The organism is Micromonospora sp. WMMA1923, from assembly GCF_049179195.1.
In the GTDB taxonomy this organism is placed as follows: domain Bacteria; phylum Actinomycetota; class Actinomycetes; order Mycobacteriales; family Micromonosporaceae; genus Micromonospora; species Micromonospora yangpuensis.
In genome coordinates this window covers 1,024,298-1,048,184 of the sequence record NZ_JBMHLZ010000001.1, presented here as the reverse complement: position 1 = coordinate 1,048,184, position 23,887 = coordinate 1,024,298, and the positions used below count along the sequence as shown (strand labels likewise).

Annotated in this window: 21 protein-coding genes; 6 read left to right on the top strand and 15 right to left on the bottom strand. The window is 73.9% G+C overall.

Translation table 11 applies throughout. The features are described 5' to 3' along the window. Nucleotide 1 precedes the first annotated feature (1 nt). The 3 genes from ACN28G_RS04790 to ACN28G_RS04780 form a co-directional block, all read right to left on the bottom strand. Nucleotides 2–1,612 carry an MFS transporter gene (locus ACN28G_RS04790; protein WP_421478513.1) on the bottom strand — a complete coding sequence of 537 codons (1,611 nt, stop codon included), beginning with the start codon at nt 1,610–1,612 and terminating at the stop codon, nt 2–4. A 550-nt stretch (nt 1,613–2,162) separates the two neighbouring features. Further along, nucleotides 2,163–2,363 carry a DNA-binding protein gene (locus tag ACN28G_RS04785; RefSeq protein WP_421478512.1) on the bottom strand — a complete coding sequence of 67 codons (201 nt, stop codon included), beginning with the start codon at nt 2,361–2,363 and terminating at the stop codon, nt 2,163–2,165. Between the two features lie 237 nt (nt 2,364–2,600). Continuing rightward, entirely contained in the window at nt 2,601–3,308 is a 708-nt protein-coding gene (locus tag ACN28G_RS04780; RefSeq protein ID WP_091435606.1) for a UdgX family uracil-DNA binding protein, read from the bottom strand. A gap of 282 nt (nt 3,309–3,590) precedes the next feature. Here ACN28G_RS04780 and leuE point away from each other — a divergent pair, with 282 nt between their 5' ends. Continuing rightward, nucleotides 3,591–4,247, top strand: coding sequence for a leucine efflux protein LeuE (leuE, locus tag ACN28G_RS04775; RefSeq protein ID WP_175440476.1), 657 nt, complete (start codon nt 3,591–3,593; stop codon nt 4,245–4,247). Between the two features lie 92 nt (nt 4,248–4,339). On the opposite strand, the gene ACN28G_RS04770 is transcribed toward leuE, so the two are convergent. The 10 genes from ACN28G_RS04770 to ACN28G_RS04725 all read right to left on the bottom strand — a co-directional run bounded on the left by ACN28G_RS04770 (nt 4,340) and on the right by ACN28G_RS04725 (nt 14,428). Beyond that, entirely contained in the window at nt 4,340–5,257 is a 918-nt protein-coding gene (locus ACN28G_RS04770) for a sporulation protein (protein ID WP_091435604.1), read from the bottom strand. Between the two features lie 11 nt (nt 5,258–5,268). Further along, nucleotides 5,269–6,333 (bottom strand): hemolysin family protein, encoded by a 1,065-nt coding sequence (locus ACN28G_RS04765; protein WP_091435603.1) that lies wholly within the window; start codon nt 6,331–6,333, stop codon nt 5,269–5,271. A gap of 138 nt (nt 6,334–6,471) precedes the next feature. Next, on the bottom strand, nt 6,472–7,830 hold the full coding sequence (locus ACN28G_RS04760) for a hemolysin family protein (RefSeq protein WP_091435602.1): 1,359 nt from the start codon (nt 7,828–7,830) through the stop codon (nt 6,472–6,474). Nucleotides 7,831–7,993: 163 nt separating this feature from the next. Further along, the gene (gene mnhG / locus ACN28G_RS04755; protein WP_091435601.1) at nt 7,994–8,359 is read right to left on the bottom strand and encodes a monovalent cation/H(+) antiporter subunit G; all 366 of its coding nucleotides are present in this window, start codon (nt 8,357–8,359) and stop codon (nt 7,994–7,996) included. Beyond that, the gene (locus ACN28G_RS04750) at nt 8,359–8,622 is read right to left on the bottom strand and encodes a monovalent cation/H+ antiporter complex subunit F (RefSeq protein WP_091435600.1); all 264 of its coding nucleotides are present in this window, start codon (nt 8,620–8,622) and stop codon (nt 8,359–8,361) included. The genes mnhG and ACN28G_RS04750 overlap by 1 nt, the downstream gene beginning before the upstream one ends. Then, entirely contained in the window at nt 8,619–9,182 is a 564-nt protein-coding gene (locus ACN28G_RS04745; RefSeq protein WP_421478511.1) for a Na+/H+ antiporter subunit E, read from the bottom strand. The genes ACN28G_RS04750 and ACN28G_RS04745 overlap by 4 nt, the downstream gene beginning before the upstream one ends. After that, nucleotides 9,179–10,693: a Na+/H+ antiporter subunit D gene (locus ACN28G_RS04740; protein ID WP_091435598.1), complete on the bottom strand. Its 1,515-nt coding sequence runs from the start codon at nt 10,691–10,693 to the stop codon at nt 9,179–9,181. The genes ACN28G_RS04745 and ACN28G_RS04740 overlap by 4 nt, the downstream gene beginning before the upstream one ends. After that, nucleotides 10,690–11,169, bottom strand: a complete 480-nt coding sequence (locus tag ACN28G_RS04735) for a Na(+)/H(+) antiporter subunit C (protein ID WP_421478510.1) — start codon at nt 11,167–11,169, stop codon at nt 10,690–10,692. The genes ACN28G_RS04740 and ACN28G_RS04735 overlap by 4 nt, the downstream gene beginning before the upstream one ends. After that, nucleotides 11,166–14,009 carry a Na+/H+ antiporter subunit A gene (locus ACN28G_RS04730; protein WP_091435596.1) on the bottom strand — a complete coding sequence of 948 codons (2,844 nt, stop codon included), beginning with the start codon at nt 14,007–14,009 and terminating at the stop codon, nt 11,166–11,168. Before ACN28G_RS04730 ends, ACN28G_RS04735 begins: the two co-directional genes overlap by 4 nt. 95 nt (nt 14,010–14,104) lie before the next feature. Next, complete coding sequence (locus ACN28G_RS04725; RefSeq protein WP_091435595.1) at nt 14,105–14,428, bottom strand: hypothetical protein; 324 nt, start codon at nt 14,426–14,428, stop codon at nt 14,105–14,107. A 178-nt stretch (nt 14,429–14,606) separates the two neighbouring features. Between ACN28G_RS04725 and ACN28G_RS04720 the strand changes: the two genes are divergently transcribed. Continuing rightward, nucleotides 14,607–19,253: an ATP-dependent helicase gene (locus ACN28G_RS04720; protein WP_421478508.1), complete on the top strand. Its 4,647-nt coding sequence runs from the start codon at nt 14,607–14,609 to the stop codon at nt 19,251–19,253. A gap of 11 nt (nt 19,254–19,264) precedes the next feature. Here ACN28G_RS04720 and ACN28G_RS04715 read toward each other — a convergent pair whose 3' ends face one another. Together ACN28G_RS04715 and ACN28G_RS04710 are read right to left on the bottom strand one after the other, a co-directional pair. Beyond that, nucleotides 19,265–19,894 (bottom strand): hypothetical protein, encoded by a 630-nt coding sequence (locus tag ACN28G_RS04715; RefSeq protein WP_421478507.1) that lies wholly within the window; start codon nt 19,892–19,894, stop codon nt 19,265–19,267. A 104-nt stretch (nt 19,895–19,998) separates the two neighbouring features. Then, nucleotides 19,999–20,565: a TetR/AcrR family transcriptional regulator gene (locus ACN28G_RS04710; RefSeq protein WP_421478506.1), complete on the bottom strand. Its 567-nt coding sequence runs from the start codon at nt 20,563–20,565 to the stop codon at nt 19,999–20,001. A gap of 119 nt (nt 20,566–20,684) precedes the next feature. Here ACN28G_RS04710 and ACN28G_RS04705 point away from each other — a divergent pair, with 119 nt between their 5' ends. The 4 genes from ACN28G_RS04705 (at nt 20,685) to ACN28G_RS04690 (ending at nt 23,839) form a co-directional block, all read left to right on the top strand. After that, a complete protein-coding gene (locus ACN28G_RS04705) occupies nt 20,685–21,617 on the top strand; it encodes an SDR family NAD(P)-dependent oxidoreductase (protein ID WP_421478505.1) in 933 nt (310 codons plus the stop codon). A gap of 53 nt (nt 21,618–21,670) precedes the next feature. Then, on the top strand, nt 21,671–22,567 hold the full coding sequence (locus ACN28G_RS04700) for an SAM hydrolase/SAM-dependent halogenase family protein (RefSeq protein ID WP_091435591.1): 897 nt from the start codon (nt 21,671–21,673) through the stop codon (nt 22,565–22,567). A 61-nt stretch (nt 22,568–22,628) separates the two neighbouring features. Next, entirely contained in the window at nt 22,629–22,871 is a 243-nt protein-coding gene (locus ACN28G_RS04695; protein WP_091435590.1) for a CPCC family cysteine-rich protein, read from the top strand. A gap of 173 nt (nt 22,872–23,044) precedes the next feature. After that, complete coding sequence (locus tag ACN28G_RS04690) at nt 23,045–23,839, top strand: DNA-formamidopyrimidine glycosylase family protein (RefSeq protein WP_091435589.1); 795 nt, start codon at nt 23,045–23,047, stop codon at nt 23,837–23,839. Nucleotides 23,840–23,887 lie beyond the last annotated feature (48 nt).

Here is a 23,887-nt window from a genome sequence, read left to right as displayed (position 1 = left end):
ATCACTCCTCCTCGTCCGGCACCCGGTTCGGTGCCGGCTCGGCCGGCGGTGCCGGCCGCAACGCTAGCGCCACCAGCGGCCCGAGCGCGACCGCCGCGAGCAGGGCCAGGGTGGGGTACCCGGCCACCTGCATGACGAATCCGCTGGCCGCGCCGGCCCCCGCCCCGGCCAGCCCCATGGTCAGGTCGGACAGCCCCTGGACGGTCGGCCGGACCTCTGTCGGCACCGACTCCGACAGCAGCGTGGAGCCGGCCACCATCGTCGCCGACCAGCCCAGCCCGAGCAGGACCAGGCCGAGGGTGAGCCGGACGGTGTCGTGTCCGGCGGTGCCGGCGACCACGCAGGCGGCCAGCAGCGTGGCGGCCCCACCGAGGATCACCGCGCGCCGGCCCAGCCGGTCGGTGAGCCAGCCGACCACCGGGGCGAGGGCGTACATGCCGGCGATGTGCAGGCTCAGCACCAGGCCCACCACCGGCAGGACCTCGGCGTCGGTGTGCGACTCGTGCAGGCGTACCGGGGTCATCACCATCACCGCCACCATCACCAGGTGACCGACGGCCACCGCGGCGATGCCGAGCCGGGCGGCGGGTCGGTGACGTACCACCGACCAGGCCGTGCGCACCCCCGCGCCGCGCCGGGTCCGCGCGGCCGGGCTGACGACCGCCCCGACCTTCGCCACCACGGGCCCGCCCGCCGGCGCGACCGGATCGGCGGACGCGACGGACCCACCGCCGACGGACGTGCCGGGATCGACGGACGCGGCAAGATCAGCGGGCGCGACGGGATCGGCAGGCCCGGTGGAATCGGCGGGATCGGCGGACGCGGGTGGATCAGCGGGCGCGGACCCGGTGGGCGCGGGGGGATCGGCGGACACGGAGGGATCGGTAGGCCCGGTGGACGCGGGGGGATCGGTGGACGCGGTAGGCCCGGTGGACGCGGCGGGATCGGTGGGCGCGGTGGTGAGGCGGCGGGCGGTGAGCAGCGGGTCGGGGCGCAGGAACAGCAGGAGTACGCCGGCGGTGAGCACGAAGGCGACAGCGCTGAACGCGAACGGGCCGGAGAGCCGGGGCAGCCCCCAGCCGGCGGTGGCCTCGTCGGTCAGTGCGGCGAAGTTCGGTGCCGCCACCGCGCCGATGGTGGTGGCCCAGACGATCAGGGAGAGCTGCCGTCCCCGCCGGGCAGGCTCGGCCAGGTCCACCGCGGCGTAGCGGGCCTGAAGGTTAGCCGCGCTCCCGCCGCCGAAGAGCAGCATGCCGACGAAGAGCAACGGTACCCACCGGGTGACCGCCGCGAGCACCGTCAACACCCCGCCGGCCGCCCCTACCAGGTAGGCCACGGCCAGGCCGGGTCGGCGACCGTGGCTGACCATGAGCCGGGTGATCGGCACGGCGAGCAGGGCGGCCCCCACCACCGCGGCGCTCTGGGCGACCCCGGCCACCGCCGTACCGGCCAGGTCGGCGGCGAGCAGCGCCCCGACGGCGACGCCGATGGTCACGCCGATCCCGCCGATGATCTGGGTGACGAAGAGCAACCGCAGGGTACGCCACTGAATGCCGGCGACGTCGGGCCGTACGCGCGGGGGCAAGCCCGTGGTGGTCAGCACTGGCACCATCCCATCCTCACCCGCCCCCCTTGCCCGCAAGGAAGGGCCCCCTGTTAACGCCTACGGTAGAGCGGGGAACCCCTCTCACCACCGGCGCGGCGTCCTGCCCGCCCCGTCCCGGTGCCAGACGATCGCTCGCCCCGGTCACCGTGTCCCTGGCCGGAGTCGGCCGGCCCGAAAGATCTTGGAAAGAATCGGCCCCTCCGGAGGGGAGTTTTCCTTCCAAGTTCACCCCGGCTGTTGCAGGTGCCTCGCAGGTACGAAAACAGGACAAGTCACCGCAATGCCCCGCTGCTTCCCATCCACCCCCACCACCTCACGCCCCCCGTCACCGCCGAGGCGGTCCCCGGAGGTAGATCTTGGACACTTACCGTCCAAATAGAACGGTAAGTGTCCAAGATCTACCCACCGGTCGGGAGCCGGGGCAGGTTGGGGGTTGGTGTGGTGACTGGATGCCGGACCACCTTGCGTCCACCTGTCCCGTGGGGTTCGCGAGGCGTCGACAGCAGCCCGGGTGATGAGAAGGAAAGCGGCCCGCTCCTGCGCCGGTCGGCACAGGTCAGCTTTCGTCCAGGCCGGGGCGGTGCTCAGCGAGCCACGCCTCGACGTCCTCGGTCAGCCACACGTTGCCCATTTGAAGGTGCGCGACGGGTTCGGGAAAGCTGCGGTGACTCGTGATCTGGTAGACGCGCTGACGGTACACCCCACCGAGCATCGCCCGGATCTCCGCCGAACCGACCAGGCGCAGCCTCCTCGTCATGCCACCGACACTAGGCGCACGCCACCAGGCCGTCATCAACGGATATGTGACTGGGGCTTCTTCCGAAGGATCGAGCATTGTCCCCGGCCGGGCTCAGGACAGGTCGATCCGGTAGTCGAGGCTTGCCCGGTCCGGGAGCCGGCGACCGGCACCGACACCGACACCGACACCGACACCGACACCGACACCGACACCGACACCGACAGGTCAACGGACGTTCCCTGGCGACGTCGGGCGTCACCCGCCGCCGGACAGGGCGCGGGCGGCGACGGTGAGATCGGCGACGAGTCCCTGGTACGCCTGGTCCCGGTCGTCGGCGCGCAGTACCGCCGACGGGTGGATGGTGGCCAGCAGGCGGGCCGGCGGGGCGTCGGCGACCTGCCCGGCCGAGTCCACCGGTACCCGGGTGAAGTCTGCCGGGTGCTGGGCCGATGCCGGCCAGGGCAGCAGTTCGCCCCGTTGGCGGGTGACCCGGAACGTGGGGCCGAGCAGCGCCTTGGCGGCGGTCGCGCCGAGCACCACGATGATCTCCGGGCGCAGCCGGGCGAACTCGGCGACCAGCCAGGGTCGGCAGGCGGTGACGTGTACCCGGTCCGGCGTCTGGTGGATGCGCCGCTTGCCGCGCAACTCGAAGCGGAAGTGCTTGACCGCGTTGGTGAGATAGATCTGGCCGGGGTCCAGGGTGGCGTCGTCGACCGCCTGGCGCAGCAACCGGCCGGCGGGTCCGACGAACGGCAGGCCCTTCTGGTCCTCCAGGTCGCCGGGCTGCTCGCCGACGAAGACCACCCGGGCGCTGGCGTCGCCCCGGCCGAAGACGGTCTGGGTGGCGTCCCGGTGCAGCTCACAGCCCTGACAGCCGCGGGCGGCGGCGCGCAGGGCGTCGAGGGTGTCGGCGCGGGGCGGGATGAACTGCTGGGCACCGGGAGCGGTGTCGATCTCGGACATGCCGACTGTTCTACCCGTTCCCGCCCGCTACGCGCAGCAGGATCCGCCGGAAGGGACGAGGCGGGACACCGGAACCCATCACGCGCGGAACACCGGAACCGATGACGCGCGGAACACCGGAACCGATGACGCGCGGGACACCGGAACCGATAAGGCGAGACACAGAGACCGACGGCGCGAGAAACGCAGGGTCCGCCGACGCGAGGGGCAGTGGCCGACGGCACAGGTCAACCGACCGGAAAGGGGTACGCCCCAGCATGCCGCTCACCCCATGATGTCCTCGTGCTGGGTATCACCGATCTCTGGACGTACGTGCTGGGCACCGTGGCGATCATCCTGCTGCCGGGCCCCAACTCGCTCTTCGTGCTCTCCACCGCCGCCCAACGCGGGGTGGGTACCGGTTACCGGGCGGCCAGTGGGGTGTTCCTCGGCGACGGGGTGCTGATGGTGCTCTCCGCGGCCGGGGTGGCGTCGCTGCTCAAGGCGTACCCGCCGATCTTTCTGGTGGTGAAGTACGCCGGCGCGGCGTACCTCGGGTATGTCGGGGTGGGCATGCTGCGCGGGGCCTGGCGGCGCTGGCGGACCCGGCACGACCCGGATACGCCGCGACTGATCGACGCCGCCGAGCCGGCGCAGTTGCGCAGCCCGTTCCGCAAGGCGTTGGTGATCAGCCTGCTCAATCCGAAGGCGATCCTCTTCTTCGTCTCGTTCTTCATCCAGTTCGTCGACCCGGGTTACGCCTGGCCGGCGCTGTCGTTCCTGGTGCTCGGGCTGATCGCGCAGGTGACCAGCGTGCTCTACCTGACCGTGTTGATCTTCGCTGGCACGTTCCTGGCGGCGCAGTTCCGCCAGCGACGCCGGCTGGCGGCCGGGGCCACCACCGGCGTCGCGGCGCTCTTCATCGGATTCAGCGTCAAACTCGCCACCGCCACCGTCTGAACCCCGCCGCGCTCCCCGCCCCGCCACGTGCCGGCGTGGTCCCGGCACCGGGGGCCGGGACCGCGCCGGGCGAGACCGACAGCCGAGGCCGGTCAGGTGCCGTCGCCGCCGCCGATACCGGTGCCGCCGCCCGTGCCGCCGAGGCCGTAGCCGGGCGGGACCGGCTCGTCCGGCGGGCGGCTGACGTGGGCGGACTCGGTGAGCTGGGCGGACCAGTCGGCGTGCGCGGCCATCTCGGCGTGCCGGTTGATGGTCGCCCGCAGCCAGCCGTCCACCAGTGCGATCCAGTCCTGCTGCTCGGCGCCGGTGTGCCAGACCCGGAACCGGCTGATGCTCTGGTGGGTGGCCCCGGCCAGGGCCAGCCGGCGGTCGGGCCAGAGGATCACCTCCAGCCCCGCCGAGTTGGTCACGAAGATCAGTTCCAGCTCGGTGATCGGGCCGGCGTACAGCGGTGCCACCCAGTATCCGAGCCGCTGGTGCAGCGGGAGCGTCTGGGCCACCCCCGGCAGCCTGCCCTGTTGCAGGCCCGCCTGACGCATGACGAAACCCAGGGTGTCCAGGGCGGCCAGGACGTGCTGCTGGGTGGGGAGCGGGTGTACGAAGACCGGCACCATCGCGGCCTGCGTCGCGTCGACGCCGACGGTGACCTCGGTACGCAACCCGGTGCGCAGCGACATCAGCGGCACCCCGCCGAAGATGGTCACCGGGGTCTCCCAGGGCAGCGGCACGGCGAAGTCGACGGCCCGTCGGCGACCGGCCGGGACCACGAACGAGCCGGCGATCGAAACCTGGTGGAACTGCACGAGGCGGTGGGGCTGACCCGGGTCGTCCGGCTCGGCCTGGGCGACCAGGCCGAGCCGGATGTGCCGCACCGGTACGTCTTCGGGGCCGGCGGTGAGCGTGACCCGGCCCGGCAACCGCAGACCGGGCCGGGTGCTCGGGCTGGTCACGGTGGTGTGCACGGCCAGTCCGGTCCAGCCGGACTCCGGTGACACCCCCGTCAACCGCACCGCCGTCTCCCCTACCTCATCCGCCGCCCGCGGGGCACCGGGTCGGTCTCGTCGTCGAACTCGCCGATGACCTCCTCCAGCAGGTCCTCCAGCGCGACGAAACCGATCGGCCGGGTGGGGCCGCCACCGTTGCGGACCAGGGCGAGCTGGGACTGCCGGGCCCGCATCGCCGCCACCGCCTCGGTGACCGTGGCCACCGCGGGCAGGGTGAAGGCGTTGCTCATCAACTCGCCGGCGGTGGCGGCCCGGCCGGTCGTCACGGCGCGTACCGCCTCCCGGACGTGGACCAGGCCGACGACGTCTCCGCCGCCGTCGACCACCGCCAGCCGGGACCTGCCGCTTTCCCGGCTGACCTGCTCGATGCGGTCCGCCGACTCGTCCCGGCGGACCGTCACGATCCGGTCGAACGGCTCCATCACGTCGGCGACCGTGGTCCGCTGCAACTCCAGCATGCTGGTCAGCATCTGGTGCTGCTCCGCGCCGAGCAGCCCGTGCTCGCGGGACTGCTCCAGCAGCATGCGCAGCTCGCTCGGCCCGTGCACCTGCGCCAACTGGTCCTGCGGGGTCACCTTGACCAGTCGCAGCATCGCGTTGGCCCAGGCGTTCAGCAGCGACAGCACCGGCCGGGCCACCCGGGCGAACGCCCGGAACGGCAGCGCCAGCAGCAGCGCGGACCGCTCCGCATCGGTGATCGCCCACGACTTCGGTGCCATCTCCCCCACCACCAGGTGCAGAAAGGTGACCAGGCTCAGGGCGAAGACCAACGCGACGATGTGACTCGCCGCGGTCGGCAGCCCCGCCGCGTGCAGCAACGGGCTCAGCAGCCGCTCGATCGCCGGCTCGGCCAGCGCACCCAGCCCCAGCGTGCAGAGGGTGATGCCGAGCTGCGCGCCGGCCAGCATCAGCGACAGCTCACGTACCCCGTCCAGGGCCGCCCGGGCGGCCCGGCCGCCGCCGACGGCTACCTGTTCCAGCCGGTACCGCTTGCTGGCCACCAGGGCGAACTCGGCGGCGACGAAGAACCCGTTGAGGGCCAGCAGCACCACCGACACGATCAGCGCGATCCCGGGGCTCATGCGGTCACCTCGCTACGCTCGCCGACCGCATGCCACCCGACGACGATGATTCGCTCACTCCGCTCGCTCATGCCGGCACCTCGCTACGCTCGCCGACCGCATGCCACCCGACGACGATGATTCGCTCACTCCGCTCGCTCATGCGGCCACCTCGCTACGTTCACCGGGGGCGGCGAGTTGGATGCGGACCGAGTCGGCCACGTGCCGGTCGACCGCGAGGACCTCGACCAACGCGGTGGGGGCGCTCTCGGGGGTGTCGGGGTCGGGCGGCAGGCTGATCTCCAGCCGGTCGCCGACCTCGGGCACCCGGCCCAGCTCCCGCATGACCAGACCGGAGATGGTGTCGTACTCGGGGGCCTCGGGCAGGGCGATGCCGGTGCTGTCGGCGATCTCGTCGATACGCCACCGGGCCGGCACCACCCAGGAGCCGTCCTCCTGCCGGGCCGGTGCGCGCTCCGGTGGGTCGTCCTCGTCGAGGATCGGGCCGACCAGCTCCTCGGCGAGGTCCTCCAGCGTGATCACGCCGGCGAACCCGCCGTACTCGTCGACCACGCAGGCGAGTTGGCGGTGTCCGACCCGCAGCCGGTCCAGCACCGTTGGCAGCGGGAGGGTCTCCGGCACCAGCAGCGGCGGCCCGGCCACCGCGCTGACCGGGGTGGTGGCGCGCTCCGCCGGGGGTACGCCGAGCACGTCGGCGATGCCGACCACGCCTACCAGGTCGTCGACGCCGTCGGCGCCGCGTACCGGGAACCGGGAGTGGCCGGTGTCGAGCAGCTCGACCACCCGGCTGACCGGTTCCTGGGCCAGTACGGTGTGCACGTCGACCCGGGGCACCATGGCCTCTCCGGCGGTCAGTTCCCGGAAGTCGAGCCCCCGGTCGAGCAGGTCGGACATCTCGGCGTCGAGGTGCCCCTCCTCGCGGGACTCCGCGATGATCTGCTCCAGGTCCTTCGGGGTGGCGCCGCTGGGCAGCTCCTCGATGGGCTCGATGCCCACCCGGCGCAGCAGGCGGACGGCGGCCCGGTCGAAGAGGGTGATCAGCGGACCGGCCACCTTGAGGTAGAGCAGGGTGGAACGGCTCAGGGCCCGGGCCAGCGGCTCGGGGCGGGCGATGGCGAGGTTCTTCGGGGCCAGCTCGCCGAGGACCATCTGCACCGCGGTGGCGATGACCAGGGCGAGCGCGATGGACAGGGGCAGGGTCAGCGCCGGGGAGATCCCGACGCCGCCGAGCAGCTCGGCCAGCCCGGCGCCCAGGTACGGCTCGGCGACGTAACCGACCAGTAGGGCGGTGACGGTGATGCCGAGCTGGGCGCCGGAGAGCATGAACGAGAGCCGGGCGGTGACCTCCAGGGCTCGGGCGGCGGCCTGGTCGCCGCCCTCGGCGAGCTGCTTGAGCTTGCCCCGGTCGACGGCCACGTAGCCGAACTCCTGGGCCACGAAGTAACCGGTGGCGACGGTGAGGACGGTGATCAGGGCGAGTCCGACGACGATCAACACGGGAGTCTCACGGCTCCCGGACGTACGGTCGGGACGGGGGAACGCCGGGCAGGACCCGGCTGGCTACTGCTGCCCTCCTGGGCAGAAGAGTCGATCATGCCCACCATTTTATCGGCGTCAGCTGTGCCTTCGCTGGCGGTGCGCGGGAAGGAGTACCGGCGAGTCAGGTTCGGCCGGCCGACGCCGGTGGTGGGGGTCGACGGCCGGCGAGGTCGTCGGATTCCAGCAGCGCCGGATCGTGGCGTCGGGACCGGTAGGCGGCCCGGCCGATCATCTGCGCCGACACCGGTGCGGTGGCCAGCTGGAAGAGCCCGACCAGGGCGATCATGCCCAGGTCCTCCGGGGTGCGCAGGCGCAGGGCCAGGCCGAGCAGGACCAGCAGCACCCCGAGCACCTGGGGCTTGGTGGCCGCGTGCATCCGGTCCAGCACGTCGGGGAAGCGCAGCAGACCGATCCCGGCGGCGAGGGCAAGCAGCCCGCCGGCGACCAGGCAGAGTCCGCCGGCCCAGTCGGCGACGGTGGCGAGCATCAGCCCTCCTCCCGTACGGCGAAGCGGACCAGCGCCACCGAGCCGATGAAGCCGAGCAGGGAGAGCACCACCAGCACCGCCAGCGTGTCGGTGTGCCGGTTGAGCGCCGCCTCCGCGCCGACTGCGCCGACCGTCGTGGCGAGCAGCATGTCCGCGGCGATCACCCGGTCCAGCAGGGACGGCCCCCGGTACATGCGGGTCAACGAGAGCAGGGCAGTGACCGAGAGCAGGAGGGTGACGCAGACGGCGAGCACGGTGTTCACGACGGGGCCTCCGGGTCGGACGAGACGGTACGGATCTCCGCGCGGGAGCCGACGGCCCGCACGATGCGCCGTTCCACGGTCAGCACCCGGTCCCGGTTGGCGGTGCGGCCGCCGGTGCCGGGCAGGTCGAGCACGTGCACGTAGATGACGGCCTCGTCGCGGTCCACGTCGAGCACGAGGGTGCCCGGGACCAGCGAGATCACCTCGGCGGTGAGGGCCAGGTTCAGGTCGGTACGGACCCGCAGCGGCACGCCCATGATCGCGCTGCGCGGCGCCGGGCCGGGCCGGACGGCCAGGACGGCGACGTGCACGCTGGCCCCGACCAGGTCGACGGCGAATCGGAAGGCCAGCACCGTCAACGCCCGCAGCCGCAGCCGACCGGCGAAGGTCACCGGCGGCAGCGGGAAGAACACCAGCACCGCGCCGCCGGCCACCAGCCCGCCGAGCAGGTTCGCCCAGGAGATCTGACCCCAGAGCAGGATCCAGATCAGCACCAGCCAGCCGAGCGCGATCGCCTGGTCCCGCCAGCGCCCGGCCCGGTCCCGTAGGGCCTGGGTCACGACGTCACCTCCGGCAGCACGGCCCGCAGGTACGGGGTGCGGTCCTGCAGATCGGTCGCCGCGTCGGCGGTGACGTCGAAGAGCGGGCCGGCCACCACGGTCAGCAGGAGTCCGAGCACGACCAGGGCGGCCGTCGCGCCGACCATCAGGTGGGGCAGCCGGACCGGTGGTACGTCGACGGCCAGTCGCGGGGCCCGCCAGAAGGCGATGTTCCACACCCGCGACGCCGCGTAGAGGGTGAGCAGGCTGGTCACCGTGCCGGCGGCGACCAGCACCCAGGCCAGCGGGGTGCCGTCGCTGATCCCGGCCTGGAGCAGGCCCAGCTTGCCGAGGAAGCCGGAGAACGGCGGGATGCCGGCGAGGTTCATGGCGGGGACGAAGAAGAGCACGCCGAGCAGGGGCGCGACCCGGGCCAGCCCGCCGAGGCGACGCAGGTCGGTGCTGCCGGCCCGGACCTCCACCAGGCCGGCGACCAGGAACAGGGTGGTCTGGATGGTGATGTGGTGGACCACGTAGAAGATCGCGCCGGAGAGCCCGGCGACGGTGCTCAACCCGATGCCGAAGATCATGTAGCCGATGTGGCTGACCAGGGTGAACGAGAAGATCCGCTTGAGGTCCGACTGGGCGACCGCGCCGAGGATGCCGACCAGCATGGTCAGCCCCGCCACCACCAGCAGCAGCGTGTCGGCCACGCTGTCCGGGAAGAGCAGCGTCTCGGTCCGGATGATCGCGTACACGCCGACCTTGGTGAGCAGGCCGGCGAAGACGGCGGTGACCGGGGCCGGGGCCGTCGGGTAGCTGTCCGGCAGCCAGGCCGACAGCGGGAAGACCGCCGCCTTGACCCCGAAGGCCAGCAGCAGCATCAGTTGCAGACTGAGCCGTACGCCGGCCGGCAGGGCCTCCAGCCGGTCGGCGATCTGGGCCAGGTTCAGGGTGCCGGTCGCGGCATACACCAGCCCGACCGACGCCAGAAAGATCATCGACGACAGGACACTGACCACCACGTACGTCGAGCCGGTGCGGATCCGGGTCTCGGTGCCGCCCAGGGTGATCAGGACGAAGCTGGCGGCCAACAGCACCTCGAAGCCGACGTAGAGGTTGAACAGGTCACCCGCGAGGAAGGCGTTGGTGACACCGGCGGTCAGCACCAGGTAGGTGGGGTGGAAGATGGTGACCGGGGCGCTCTCCCCCACGTCGCTCTGGCCCTGGCCGATGGAGTAGAGCAGCACGCAGAGCGTCACCGCCGCCGAGACCACCAGCAGCAGCGCGGCCAACTGGTCGGCGACCAGCACGATGCCCACCGGCGGGGGCCAGTTGCCGATCCGGGCCACCACCGGCCCGTGCCGGTACGCCTCGACCAGCAGGACCACGGCGACCGCCAGGGTGACGGCGAGCACCGCCACGCTGATGGCCCGCTGCAGGCGGGGACGGTTGGCCAGGACCAGGGTCAGCGCGGCGCCCAGCAGCGGCAGCACCACCGGCAGCGGCACGAGGGCCGACGGGGTCGTCATCGTTGCCCACCACCGCGTGGGGGTCGACGCTCCGGCGGGGGGTCGACCTGCTCGGGGTCGCCGTCCGGGCCCTCCCCGCCGAGGTCGGCGGCGGGCTGCTCGTTGCGGGCGGCCAGCCGGACCACCTGCTGGTCCTCCAGGTCGTCCTGGACCTCGTCGTTGCCGGTCAGGTACCAGCTGCGGTAGGCCACGGCCAGCAGGAACGCGGTGAACCCGAAGGTGATCACGATGGCGGTGAGCACCATCGCCTGGGGCAGCGGGTCGCTCATCCGGTCGGTGGGGCCGGCACCTACCAGCGGCGCCCCGCCGGCCCGGCCGCCCACCAGCACCAGCAGGTTCACCCCGTTGCCGAAGAGGATGACGCCGAGCAGGATGCGGGTCAGGCTGCGCTCCAGCAGCAGGGTGACCCCGGTGGTGACGAAGATGCCGACGGCGACCACCAGGACCAGGGTCGGCCCGCCCCCGCCCGCGGTCACGCGCGTTCCCCGTCGGGGTCGACGAGCAGCCCTCGGCTGTGGCCGCCGGCCGCCTCGATGTGCCGGTCGACCTCCGCGCCGAGGCTGCGCAGGATGTCCAGGGCCATCCCGACCACCACCAGGTAGACGCCGACGTCGAAGAAGAGCGAGGTGACCAGGTAGGAGGCGCCGAGGCCGGGTACCGAGAAGTCGATCTTCGCGCTCTCCAGCACCGCGCCGCCGGCCAGCAGGGAGACCACCCCGGAGCCGACGGCGACGGCCAGGCCGGCGCCGAGCACGGTGCCCGCCCCGACCGGTACCGCCTCGGCCAGCTCGTACCGGCCGCCGGCCAGGTAGCGGACCACCAGCGCCAGGCTGGCGACCAGGCCGCCGGCGAACCCACCGCCTGGGGCGTTGTGCCCGGAGAAGAGCAGGAAGAGCGAGAAGAGCACCACGGTGTGGAAGAGCAGCCGGGTGACCACCTCGAAGACGATCGAGCGTTGCCGCTCGTGCAGGGTCGATCCGCCCCGCAGCCAGACCGCCCGGTCGGTACGCCGGGGGCCGCCGGGCTGTCGGGGTCGGGGGCGGCGCGGTCGGGGGCCGGTGCGGGAACGCTGGAAGACCAGGCTCGCCACCCCGGTGGCGGCCACCACGAGGACGGCCAGTTCCCCCATGGTGTCCCAGGCGCGGATGTCGACCAGGGTCACGTTCACCACGTTGCGGCCGTGACCCTGCTCGACGGCGAGTTGCGGGAAGGCCAGCGAGTCCGGGGGCGCCTGCCGGGCTCCGGCGGCGGTCAGGGTGAGGCCCACGAACACCACCCCGGCCGCCAGGCCGACCAGCCGGCGTACCCAACGGCTGCTCCGCAGCGGCCGGGCCGAGAAGCGTTCCGGCAGGCGGCGCAGGACCAGCACGAAGACCGCGATGGTCGCCGTCTCGACCAGGAACTGGGTGAGCGCCAGGTCCGGTGCGCCGTAGAGCACGAAGAGCATCGCGCTGCCGTAGCCGGTCACCCCGACCAGCAGCATCGCGGTCAGCCGGCGGCGGGCACCGACGGCGAGCACCGCCGCGACCGCGACCACCAGGACCACCACCACCTGCAACGGGGTGTCCCAGAGGGCGATCCGGGTGAGCCAGGGCCGGGTCACCAGCAACGCCACGCCGGGCACCGCCACCAGCACGATCAGGATGGTGCCCAGGAACTGCGGCAGGGAGCCGCGTTGGGTGGCGCCGGTGACCTCGATGGCGAGCAGGTCGAAGCGGCGGGAGACCCACTCGTACCCCTCGGAGCCGCTCACCGGGAAGCGCAGTCGCGCGAGCACCGGGACCAGCGGCCCGCGCAGCGCGAACAGCAGCCCGCCGCCGCCCAGGGCGAGGACCGACAGACCCAGCGCGGGGGTGAGGCCGTGCCAGAGCGCCAGCTGCTCGCCGGGCGTCCCGAACAGCTGCGCGTACGGCCCGAGCAGCCCACCCACCGGCCCGGCGAGCACCCCGGTGACCAGTCCGGCGCCGGCCAGTACGGCGGGGGGCAGGAGCATGGCTGCGCCGGCCGGCCCGGTGCCCGTGGGCGCCACGCCGTCCTTGACCGCGAAGGCGCCCCAGAGGAACCGGGCGCTGTAGGCGACGGTGAGCACGGTGCCGAGCACCAGCAGGGCGAGGACCAGCGGCCGATCGGTGAAGGCGGCGAAGACCGCCTCCTTGGCGACGAACCCGATCAGCGGCGGCAGGCCGGCCATGGAGGCGGCGGCGAGCAGCGCGACGCCGAACAGCACCGGTGCCCGGCGTCCCAGTCCGGAGAGTTCACCCAGCTCACGGGTGCCGGTGGTGTGGTCCACCACGCCGACGACGAGAAAGAGGGCGGCCTTGAACAGGGCGTGCGCGAGCAGCATCGCGGTGCCGGCCAGCGCGGCGTCCGGGGTGCCCGCCCCGGTCACCACCACCAGCAGGCCCAGCTGGCTGACCGTGCCGTAGGCCAGCAGCAGCTTCAGGTCGGTCTGCCGCAGCGCCGCCCAACCGCCGACGAGCATGGTGGCCAGGCCGGCGGTGACCACCACCGGACGCCACGGCACGGCCGTGGCGAGCACCGGGGCGAGCAGGGCGATCAGGTAGACGCCCGCCTTGACCATCGCCGCGGCGTGCAGGTACGCGCTGACCGGGGTGGGTGCCGCCATCGCCGCCGGCAGCCAGGAGCTGAACGGCAGGATCGCCGACTTCGACAGCGCCCCGACCAGGATCAGCACCACCGCGACGGTGAGCGCGGCCCCGCCGGGCAACGGACCGTCGGTGATCTCCGACCAGCGGTAGCTGCCGGCGTGGTGGCCGAGGATCAGCACGCCGACGAGCATGGCCAGCCCGCCGAGGGTGGTCACGGTGAGCGCCTGGGCCGCCGCCCACCGGCTGGACCGCCGTTCGGTGCTGTGCCCGATGAGCAGGTACGAGAAGACGGTGGTGAGTTCCCAGCAGACGTAGAGCAGGAGCAGGTCGTCGGCGAGGACCAGGCCGAGCATGGCTCCGGCGAAGGCGACCAGGACCGCGGCGAAGCGGGCCAGCCCGACCGAGCCGACGCGGAAGTACCGGGAGCAGTAGACCAGCACCAGCGCTCCGACCCCGCCGACCAGCAGGGTCATCAGCCAGGACAGGGTGGTGAGCCGGAACGCCAGGTCGAGCCCGAGCTGACCGATCCACGGGTACGCCTCGACCACCGTGCCGCCGGCGCGTACCGCCGGGGTGTGGGCCACCGCCCAGCCGGCGGCGGCCGCCGGTGCCAGCGCCAGTGCCAGGAAGGCCCGCGGACCCCACCAGCGCACCAGCAGCGGCGCGACGAGCGCCGCCACCAGGTGGAGGATCAGCAGTAACAGCACGGGTGCTCCAGGTCGACGGCACGGCTCGACAGGCCTTAGCAGCGATCAGACGCCAGTTCACCCGACAATGGGGGCATTTCCGGCAAATGGTGTGATCAGACCAGCAGGTCGGGGCGGCCGAGGTGGAGCACCACCCGGTTGACCACCCGCTGGGCGGCGGCCAGCGAGCGCACCGCCAGCAACCGGCCCCGACTCTCCCGGCGCAGCACGAAGAAGTGCACCGCCGCCCGCACCTGACCCCGGTCGGCGGCGCTGGCCTGCGCGGTGGAGGCGACCAGCTCCCGCAGACAGCCGGCGAGCCGCTCGGCCAGCTCCAGCTCGGGCCCGTGCAGACCGGCCCGGACGACGGCAAGATGGCTGTCGACCTTGCGGATGAGCACGTCGGTGCCGGGCTCGAAGCCACGCTCCTCGACGGCCATCGATCGCCTCCACCTCGACGCTACGTTGCGAGAGAAGCTACGTTATGTTGTCTCTCACATGCAAGCAGTTAAGTAAGACTTTAAGGACCAATCGCCAATATGACGTTCTGGGCCTGCTACCGGGCGCAACGGCGGTGCAGGCCGCGGAAATGTCGGCGGGTGCGGGCACGATGGGGGCGTGACGGAGGTAGGCGACGCGGGGCAGGACGCCACGACGGTGCTGGCCGGCTTCGGCGCGGCCACCCGGGAGTGGTTCGCCGCCGCCTTCGCCGCGCCGACCGCCGCGCAGGACGGGGCATGGCGGTCGGTGACCGCGGGGCGCAACGCGCTGGTGGTCGCCCCGACCGGCTCCGGCAAGACGCTCGCCGCGTTCCTCTGGTCGCTGGACCGCCTCGCCCGTGACCCCGCGCCACCCGATCCACGCCACCGGTGCCGGGTGCTCTACGTCAGCCCGCTCAAGGCCCTCGCGGTCGACGTCGACCGCAACCTGCGCGCCCCGCTGGCCGGCATCCGTCAGGCCGCGACCCGGCTCGGCCTGACCGCACCGGACATCACGGTCGGCATGCGCACCGGCGACACCCCGGCCGACGAGCGGAGGGCCTTCGCCCGCACCCCGCCGGATGTGCTCATCACCACGCCGGAGTCGCTGTTCCTGCTGCTCACCTCGGCCGCCCGGGAGTCCCTGCGCGGCGTCGACACGGTCATCGTCGACGAGGTGCACGCGGTCGCCGGCACCAAACGCGGCGCGCACCTCGCCCTGTCCCTGGAGCGTCTGGACGAGCTGCTGCCCCGCCCCGCCCAACGGATCGGTCTCTCCGCGACCGTCCGCCCGGTCGACGGCTGCGCCCGTTTCCTCGGCGGCCCCCGACCGGTGGACGTGGTGCAGCCCGCCACGCCCAAGACCATCGAGGTGAACGTCCAGGTGCCGGTCGAGGACATGACCCGCCTCGACGAGCAGGACGCGCCCGCCGAGGACGCCCTCGGCGGGCCCGGGCCGCGCCGGGCCTCGATCTGGCCGGCGGTGGAGGAGCGCGTCCTCGCACTGATCCGCGCCCACCGGTCGACGATCGTCTTCACCAACTCCCGGCGTGGTGCCGAGCGGCTCTGCGCCCGCCTCAACGAGCTGGCCGCCGAGCAGACCAACGCCGAGCAGCAGCCCGGCGCCGGCGAAGCCGGCAGCCCCGACACCGGGCCGGCGTACCACGGGGGCCGGGCCGTTGCCGGGTCCGGGGGGACCGGGCGGGCGCCGGCCGAGGTGATGGCGCAGTCCGGGGCGGCGGTCGGGGCGGAGCCGGTGATCGCCCGCGCCCACCACGGCAGTGTGTCCCGCGAGGAGCGCCGCCAGATCGAGGAGGCGCTCAAGGCCGGCCAGTTGCCCGCCGTGGTGGCCACCTCCAGTCTGGAGCTCGGCATCGACATGGGCGCGGTGGACCTGGTGGTGCAGATCGAGGCCCCGCCCAGCGTGGCCGCCGGGCTGCAACGGGTCGGCCGGGCCGGACACCAGGTAGGTGCGGTCTCCCGGGGGGTGGTCTTTCCCAAGCACCGGGGGGACCTGCTCTCCTGCACGGTGGTGGCCGAACGGATGGCCGACGGGGCCATCGAGGAGCTGCACCCCCCGCGCAACCCGCTCGACGTGCTGGCCCAGCAGATCGTCGCCATGGTGGCGCTGGAGCCCTGGGCCGTCGCCGACCTCGCCGGGCTGGTCCGCCGGGCGGCGCCCTTCGCCGACCTGCCCGACTCGGCCCTGCGTGCCGTCCTGGACATGCTCGCCGGGCGGTACCCCTCGACCGCCTTCGCCGAGCTGCGCCCGCGACTGCTCTGGGACCGGGGCACCGACACCCTGACCGGCCGTCCCGGCGCGCAACGGCTCGCGGTGACCAGCGGCGGCACCATCCCCGACCGGGGATTGTTCGGGGTCTTCCTGGCCGGCGCGGCCACCGCGGCCCGGGTCGGCGAGCTGGACGAGGAGATGGTCTACGAGTCCCGGGTGGGCGACGTCTTCCTGCTCGGCTCCTCCTCCTGGCGGATCGAGGAGATCACCCCCGACCGGGTGCTGGTCTCACCCGCCCCCGGCCAGGCCGCCCGGATGCCGTTCTGGAAGGGCGACCAGCCGGGCCGTCCGGTGGAGCTGGGCCGGGCGATCGGGGCCCGGGTGCGGGCCCTGCTCCAGCAGGACGACGAGACGGCCGTGGCCGGGCTGCGGGCCGGTGGGCTCGACGACTGGGCCGCCGGCAACCTGCTGGCGTACCTGCGGGAGCAACAGGCCGCCACCCGGTCCCTGCCGGACGACCGGACGGTCCTGGTGGAGCGGTTCCGCGACGAGTTGGGCGACTGGCGACTGGCCGTGCACTGTCTGCTCGGTGCCCGGGTCAACGCGGCCTGGGCGCTGGCCATCGGCCGCCGGCTGGCCGAGCGGTACGGCGTGGACGCCCAGGTGATGCCCGCCGACGACGGCATCGTGGTACGCCTGCCGGACACCGCCGACGAGCCACCCGGCGCGGACGTGGTCGTCTTCGACCCCGACGAGATCGCCCAGCTGGTCGAGGAGTCGGTAGGCACGTCGGCCCTCTTCGCGTCCCGGTTCCGCGAGTGCGCCGCCCGGGCGTTGCTGCTGCCCCGGCGCGACCCCCGCCGCCGGCAACCGCTGTGGCAGCAGCGGCAGCGGGCCGCCCAACTGCTCGACGTGGCCCGGGAGTACGCCGACTTCCCGGTCACCCTGGAGGCCGCCCGGGAGTGCCTGCAGGACGTCTTCGACCAGCCGGCCCTGGCCCAGCTGATGCGGGACCTGACCGCCCGCCGGATCCGCCTGGTCGAGGTGGCCACCGACCGTCCCTCACCGTTCGCCCGCTCGCTGCTCTTCGGCTACGTCGGGGCCTTCCTCTACGAGGGCGACGCCCCACTGGCCGAGCGTCGGGCCGCCGCGCTGACGCTGGACTCGGCGCTGCTGGGTGAGCTGCTCGGCCGGGTGGACCTGCGGGAGCTGCTCGACCCGGCGGTGCTGGCCGAGACCGAGCGGCAGCTGCGCTGGCTGACCGCGCAACGCCGGCCCCGCGACGGCGAGGACGTGGTGGAGCTGCTCCGGGTGCTCGGCGACCTCTCCGAGACCGAGCTGGCCGCCCGGGAGGTCCCGCCGGAGTGGCTCACCGAGCTGGCGGCGGCCCGGCGGGTGCTGCGGGTCCGGATCGCCGGCGAGGAGCGCTGGGTGGGGGTGGAGGACGCCGCCCGGCTGCGCGACGCGCTCGGGGTCGCGCTGCCGGTGGGGGTCGCCGGGGCGTACCTCGAACCGGTGGCCGACCCGCTCGGCGACCTGGTCGCCCGGTACGCCCGCACCCACGGCCCGTTCGCCGCGGCGACCTGCGCGGCCCGCTTCGGGCTCGGGGTCTTCGTGGTGGAGCAGACGTTGCGCCGGCTGGCCGCCACCGGCCGGGTGCTCTCCGGCGAGTTCACCCCGGACAGCGTGGGCACCCAGTGGTGCGACGCGGAGGTGCTGCGGTTGTTACGCCGGCAGTCGCTGGCCGCGCTGCGCCGGGAGATCGAGCCGGTGCCGCCGGCGGCGCTGGCCACGTTCCTGCCCCGCTGGCAACAGGTCGGCTCGGCGGCCCGGGGGGTGGAGGCGGTCCTCGCCGCCGTCGACCAGTTGCAGGGCGTCGCGGTGCCCGCCTCCGCCTGGGAACGGCTGGTCCTGCCCAACCGGGTCGCCGACTACTCCCCCGCGCAGCTCGACGAGCTCTGCGCCAGCGGTGAGGTGCTCTGGGCCGGTTCCGGGGCGATCGCCGGCGGCGACGGCTGGCTCACCCTGGCCTACCCGGACACCGCGCCGTTGCTGCTGCCCCCGCCGGACGAGGCGCTGGCCCGTAGCCCGCTGCACGAGGCGGTGCTGGCGGCGCTCGCCGACGGGCAGGCGCTCTTCTTCCGGTCGCTGTCGGACCGGGTCGGCTCCGGCGACGACGCCGCCCTGGTCGCCGCCGTCTGGGACCTGGTCTGGGCCGGGTACCTCACCAACGACACCCTCGCGCCGCTGCGGGCGGTGCTCGGCGGCGGCGGGGCGCACCGGGCCCGCCCGGGTGCGGGGCGCACCCGGTACCGCCGTCCCGGGCGGGTCGCGCTGCCCAGCCGGGGCGGGCCGCCGACGGTGGCCGGACGTTGGTCCCGGCTGCCCGACCGGGACACCGACCCGACCCGACGGGCCACCGCCCTGGCCGACGTGCTGCTGGAGCGGCACGGCATCGTCACCCGGGGCGCGGTCCTGGCCGAGCAGGTGGTGGGCGGATTCGCGGCGGTCTACCCGGTGCTGTCCGCGTTGGAGGAGCGCGGCGCGGCCCGGCGCGGGTACTTCGTGGAAGGGCTCGGGGCGGCCCAGTTCGCCGTGCCGGGGGCGGTGGACCGGATCCGCGCGGTGGCCGAGACCGCCGAGTCCGGGCGGGACCGCTCCGGGGCGGCGCTGGTGTTGGCGGCGACCGACCCGGCGAACCCGTACGGCGCGGCGCTGCCGTGGCCCGACCGGGCGGTGGACGCGGGCGACGCCGCCGGCGCGCCCACCGGGCACCGGGCCGGCCGCAAGGCGGGCGCGGTGGTGGTGCTGGTCGGCGGTGAGCTGGTGCTCTACGTGGAGCGGGGCGGACGCACCCTGCTCTCGTTCAGCTCCGACACCGAGGTGGTGACCGGGGCGGGCCGGGCGCTCGCCGAGGCGGTGCACTCCGGGGCGTTGGGGGCGATGTCGGTCGAGCGGGCCGACGGCGCGTCCGTGCACTCGTCACCGCTGCACGCCGCGCTGACCGCCGCCGGTTTCCGGGCCACCCCACGCGGGCTCCGACTGCGCGGCTGACCCGGCACGCCTCAGCCGAGCCCGGCCAGGACGCGTTCGTAGCGCGGCCGGTCGGCCGAGGGGGTCCTCGCCTCCAGGTAGTTCAACACCACGGTGCCGTGCCGGTACGACATCCCGCTCCAGGTGTCGGCGATGTCGCTGGCGGCCGTCTCGTCGGGGAAGACGTAGACCGTGACGGCGTCGGTGGCGATCAGCTCCGAGCAGCCCAGCCCCTGCCCGTCCGGTCCACAGTCGACCGAGCGGTCCCGGGGGTTGGGCACCGGCAGCTTGGCGGCCCGGAACGCGTCGACTACCGTGCGCGCACTGGGCGCGCCGGCGGGCCTTTTCGGCAGCACGACCGGTGGCGGGCTGTTGCGGCGCGCCGACGGGGTGTCGGTCCTGCCGGCGGTCGGGCCGGGTGCCGGGGCGGTGGCGGACGGGCCGTCGGAGGGCGTACCGGCGGCCGAGGCCCCGGGGGCGGTCGACGCCGGCGGGACGGTGGGCGCGCCGGGGACGGTGGCGGTCGGTGCCGCGCTCAGCGGCGCGGCGCCGGTGGACGGGGCAGCCTCGGGGCGGGTCCGTTCGGTGCCGCAGGCGGTGCTCGCGGCGGCGAGCGCCACGAGCAGGGCGACGGCGGGGACCCTCCAGATGCGACTGTTCACGTCAGGAAGTGTGCCGTCCTCGCGTCCCGGGTGGCACCGTCCGGTCGGTCAGGGCGGGTGTCGCACAGCCGTCAGTACGCCCCGACCGGAGTCACCCGCCGCCGTCAGGGGTGGGCGCGCAGGCCACGCAGCAGGACGTCGAGGTAGCGCTCGCCGGTGGGGGCACCACTTACCTGGACGGCGTGCTGCAGGCCACAGAGCAGTGCCTGGAGGTCCCCGGCGGTGACGTCGGAACGGATCACCCCGTCGGCGCGGGCCCGCCGCAGCAGCCGGTCCACGGCGACCGTCAACGCGCCTACCAGGTCCCGGGTCTGCGGGCCGGCCGGTTCCGGGGTGGCCAGGACGGCGGCGAGCGCCGGGTCGGTGCGCTGGCCCTCCAGCACGACCCGGAGCAACCCGGCGAGACCGTTGGCCACGTCGGGTTCGGCGGCGGCCCGCTCGGCGGCGGCGACCACCTGGGCGAGCCCTTCGGCTGCCAGCGCCTCCAGCAGCACCTGGCGGCTGGGGAAGTGTCGGTAGACGGTGCCCACGCCGACCCCGGCCGCCTTGGCCACGGCGTTCAGCGGCAGCTCCAGCTCACCGGCGGCGATCCGGTCGCGGGCGGCCTGCAGCATCCGGGCGCGTACCCGGGCGGAGTCGGCCCGCAGGGACTCGGCGTTGGTCGTCGACACCCGGACCAGAGTACGCGGATAATCCATCCGATGAGATCGGATTAGTCATCCGCTGCCGTGCTACCGTCGACCCAGCTGAGCGGATAACTCATCCGCTCCACTGCCACCGGAGGTGCGGCGTGCCCGTTTCCTGGACCCTCGACGAGATGCCCGACCAGACCGGCCGCACGGCGGTGGTCACCGGCGCCAGCAGCGGCCTCGGCCTGATCGCCGCCGAACGGCTCGCCGCCCGCGGCGCCCGCGTGATCATGGCGGTCCGGGACCCGGCCAAGGGCGAACGGGTCCGCTCCGGGCTCACCGGCGACCTGACGGTACGGCGGCTGGACCTGGCCGACCTCGACTCGGTACGCGCGTTCGCCGCCGGACTGCGCGCCGAGGGCCGCCACCTCGACCTGCTGCTCAACAACGCCGGGACCAACGCCGGCGGCTCCGGGGCGACCGCCCAGGGGTACGAGCCGGTCTTCGCCACCAATCACCTGGGCCACTTCGCCCTGACCGGCCTGCTGCTGGACCTCTTCGCCCCGGACCGGCTCCCCCGGGTGGTCACGGTGACCTCCGGCATGTACCGGCTGCTGCGCAGCGGCCCCGACCTGGACAACCTGGCCGGCGACCCGGCCGTCTCGCCGGGCGTGCGCTACGTCCGCTCGAAGCAGGCAAACGTCCTGTTCGGCGCCGAACTCGACCGCCGGCTACGCCGGGCCGGCAGCCCGGTGCGCAGCTTCCTGGCCCACCCCGGCATGTCCCGGACCCCGCTCAACACCCGGCCCGACGGCGCGCTGGAACGGGTGGTGACCAACGGCATCGGCCTCCTGACGGCCCGCAGTCCGCTGCGCGCCACCATCTCGCTGCTCTACGCCGCGACCAGCCCCACCGCCGAGACCGGCGTCCTGCACGGCCCGTCGCTGCGCAAGTGGGACAGCCGGGTACACGCCCGCCGGATCGTCGCGCCCGCCGACGATCCCGTCCTCGCCGAGCGCCTCTGGCAGGTCTCCACGGCCGCGACCGGGGTGGCGTACCTCGACGACGTACCGGCACCGGCCGCCCGGGGGTGACCGCCACGACAGGGAAGCTGTCGCTGCCCGGCGGGGCTGGTTAGCCTTCGACGATGGCGCAGAGCTGGATCTCGTTGACCACCGACTACGGCCTGACCGACGGTTTCGTGGCCGCCTGCCACGGGGTGCTCGCCCGACTCGCCCCGCAGGCACGGATCATCGACGTGACCCACCTGATCCCGGCGGCCGACGTACGGCGCGGCGCGGCGGTGCTCGCCCAGACCGTGCCGTACCTGCCGTGGGGGGTGCACGTGGCGGTGGTCGACCCGGGGGTCGGCACGGACCGGCGCGGCGTCGGCCTGGCCACCCCGGGCGGGTTCCTGGTCGGGCCGGACAACGGTCTGCTGGTCGACGCCGCGCTCGCCCTCGGCGGGATCGGGGCGGCGGTGGAGTTGACCGACCCGCGCTGGCTGGCGTCGCGGGTGTCGCGGACCTTCCACGGCCGGGACGTCTTCGCGCCGGTGGCGGCCCGACTGGCCGGCGGCGACCCGCTGGCCGCCGCCGGCCCGGCGGTCGACCCGGACACCCTGGTCCGGCTGCCCACACCGACGGTACGGGCCGACACCGACGGGCTGACCGCCGAGGTGTCCACCGTGGACCACTTCGGCAACGTCCAGTTGGCCGCCCCGGCGGCCCTGCTCGACGCCCTACCACCGACCCTCACGGTCACCGGCCACCCGGCAGCACCCGCACGCGCCGGGTTTCCGGCGGCACCCGCACGCGCCGGTCAACCGGCGGCACCCGCACGGGCCGGTCAACCGGCAGCACCCGCACGGGCCGGTCAACCGGCGGTACGCGGGGAGACCTTCGCCGACGCGGGCCACGGCGAGTTGGTGGTGTACGGCGACTCGGCCGATCGGGTGGCGATCGCGGTGAACGGTGGACGGGCGGTGGACCTGCTGGCGGTGACGCCCGGCGATCTGCTGACCGTGAGCGCCCGATCGCGGTGAGCGCAACAATCGGTACGCTCCCGTGCTCCAGTCCGCTCCGGCGGTGTGGAATGCTTCCCCGGTGGGTGATCAATGGGTTCCGGCCGCCTGTCCCTGTTGCGCCTGTCGGACCGGCGGGGGGACCTGTCCGGTCTGCTTCTGGACCGACGACGGTCAGGGTGACGCCGACGCCGAGGTGGTACGGGGCGGCCCCAACGGTGACCTGAGCCTCTCGCACGCCCGACTCAACTACGCCGTGTACGGCGCCAGCCACCCCCGCTACCAGGACATGGTCCGGCCGCCCCGCCCGGAGGAGCGGCCCTGACCGGCCCGCCCCAAAACAGCGGCCATGACCGGCCAGCCGGGCGAACGGCCCTGACCGGCCGCCCGGACGAACGGCCCTGACCGGCCGGCCGGCCCTGACCGGCCGGCCGGCAACGCGCCCGGGAAACGCCGCCAGGAGCGTCCTGACCCACGCCGACCAGGCAGGATGGTCAGGTGCCCGAGGGTGACACCGTCTGGAACACCGCTCGCGTCCTGCACCGGGCGCTGGCGGGTAGCCGGCTGACCGGCACCGACTTCCGGGTGCCGCAGCTGGCCGGGGTCGAGCTGGCCGGCTGGACCGTGCTCGAGTCGGCCAGCCGGGGCAAGCACCTGCTGTTGCGACTGGCCGACCCGGCCGGCGCCGAGCGTCGTACCCTGCACTCGCACCTGCGGATGGACGGCGCGTGGCGGGCGTACGCGCCGGGGGAACGGTGGACGGCCCGACCGGCGCACCTGATCCGGGTGGTGCTGCGTAGCCCGGGTGCGGTGGCGGTCGGCTACCACCTGCACGAGCTGGCCCTGGTGCCGACCACCGAGGAGGCGACCCTGGTCGGCCGGCTCGGGCCGGACCTGCTCGGGCCGGACTGGGATCCGCAGGAGGCGGTCCGGCGGTTGGCCGCCCGGCCCGAGGTCACCGTCGCCGAGGCGCTGTTGGACCAGCGCAACCTGGCCGGGGTGGGCAACCTCTACAAGTGCGAGGTGTTGTTCCTGCGCGGCATCTGGCCGTGGACCCCGGTCGGGTCGGTGCCAGACCTGGCCGGCCTGGTGACGCTGGCGCAGCGGCTGCTCGCGGCCAACCGGGGCCGGTGGACCCAGAGCACCACCGGGTCGCTGCACCGGGGCGCGACCAGCTACGTCTACGGCCGGCGGGCCCAGCCCTGTCGCCGTTGCGGCACCGCGATCGACAAACGGGAGCAGGCCGACCGGGTCACCTACTGGTGCCCGCGCTGCCAACCGGAACAACCCTGACACCGGGCCGGACCGACGCCGATTTTCGGACGATTGGGTAATTCCTCG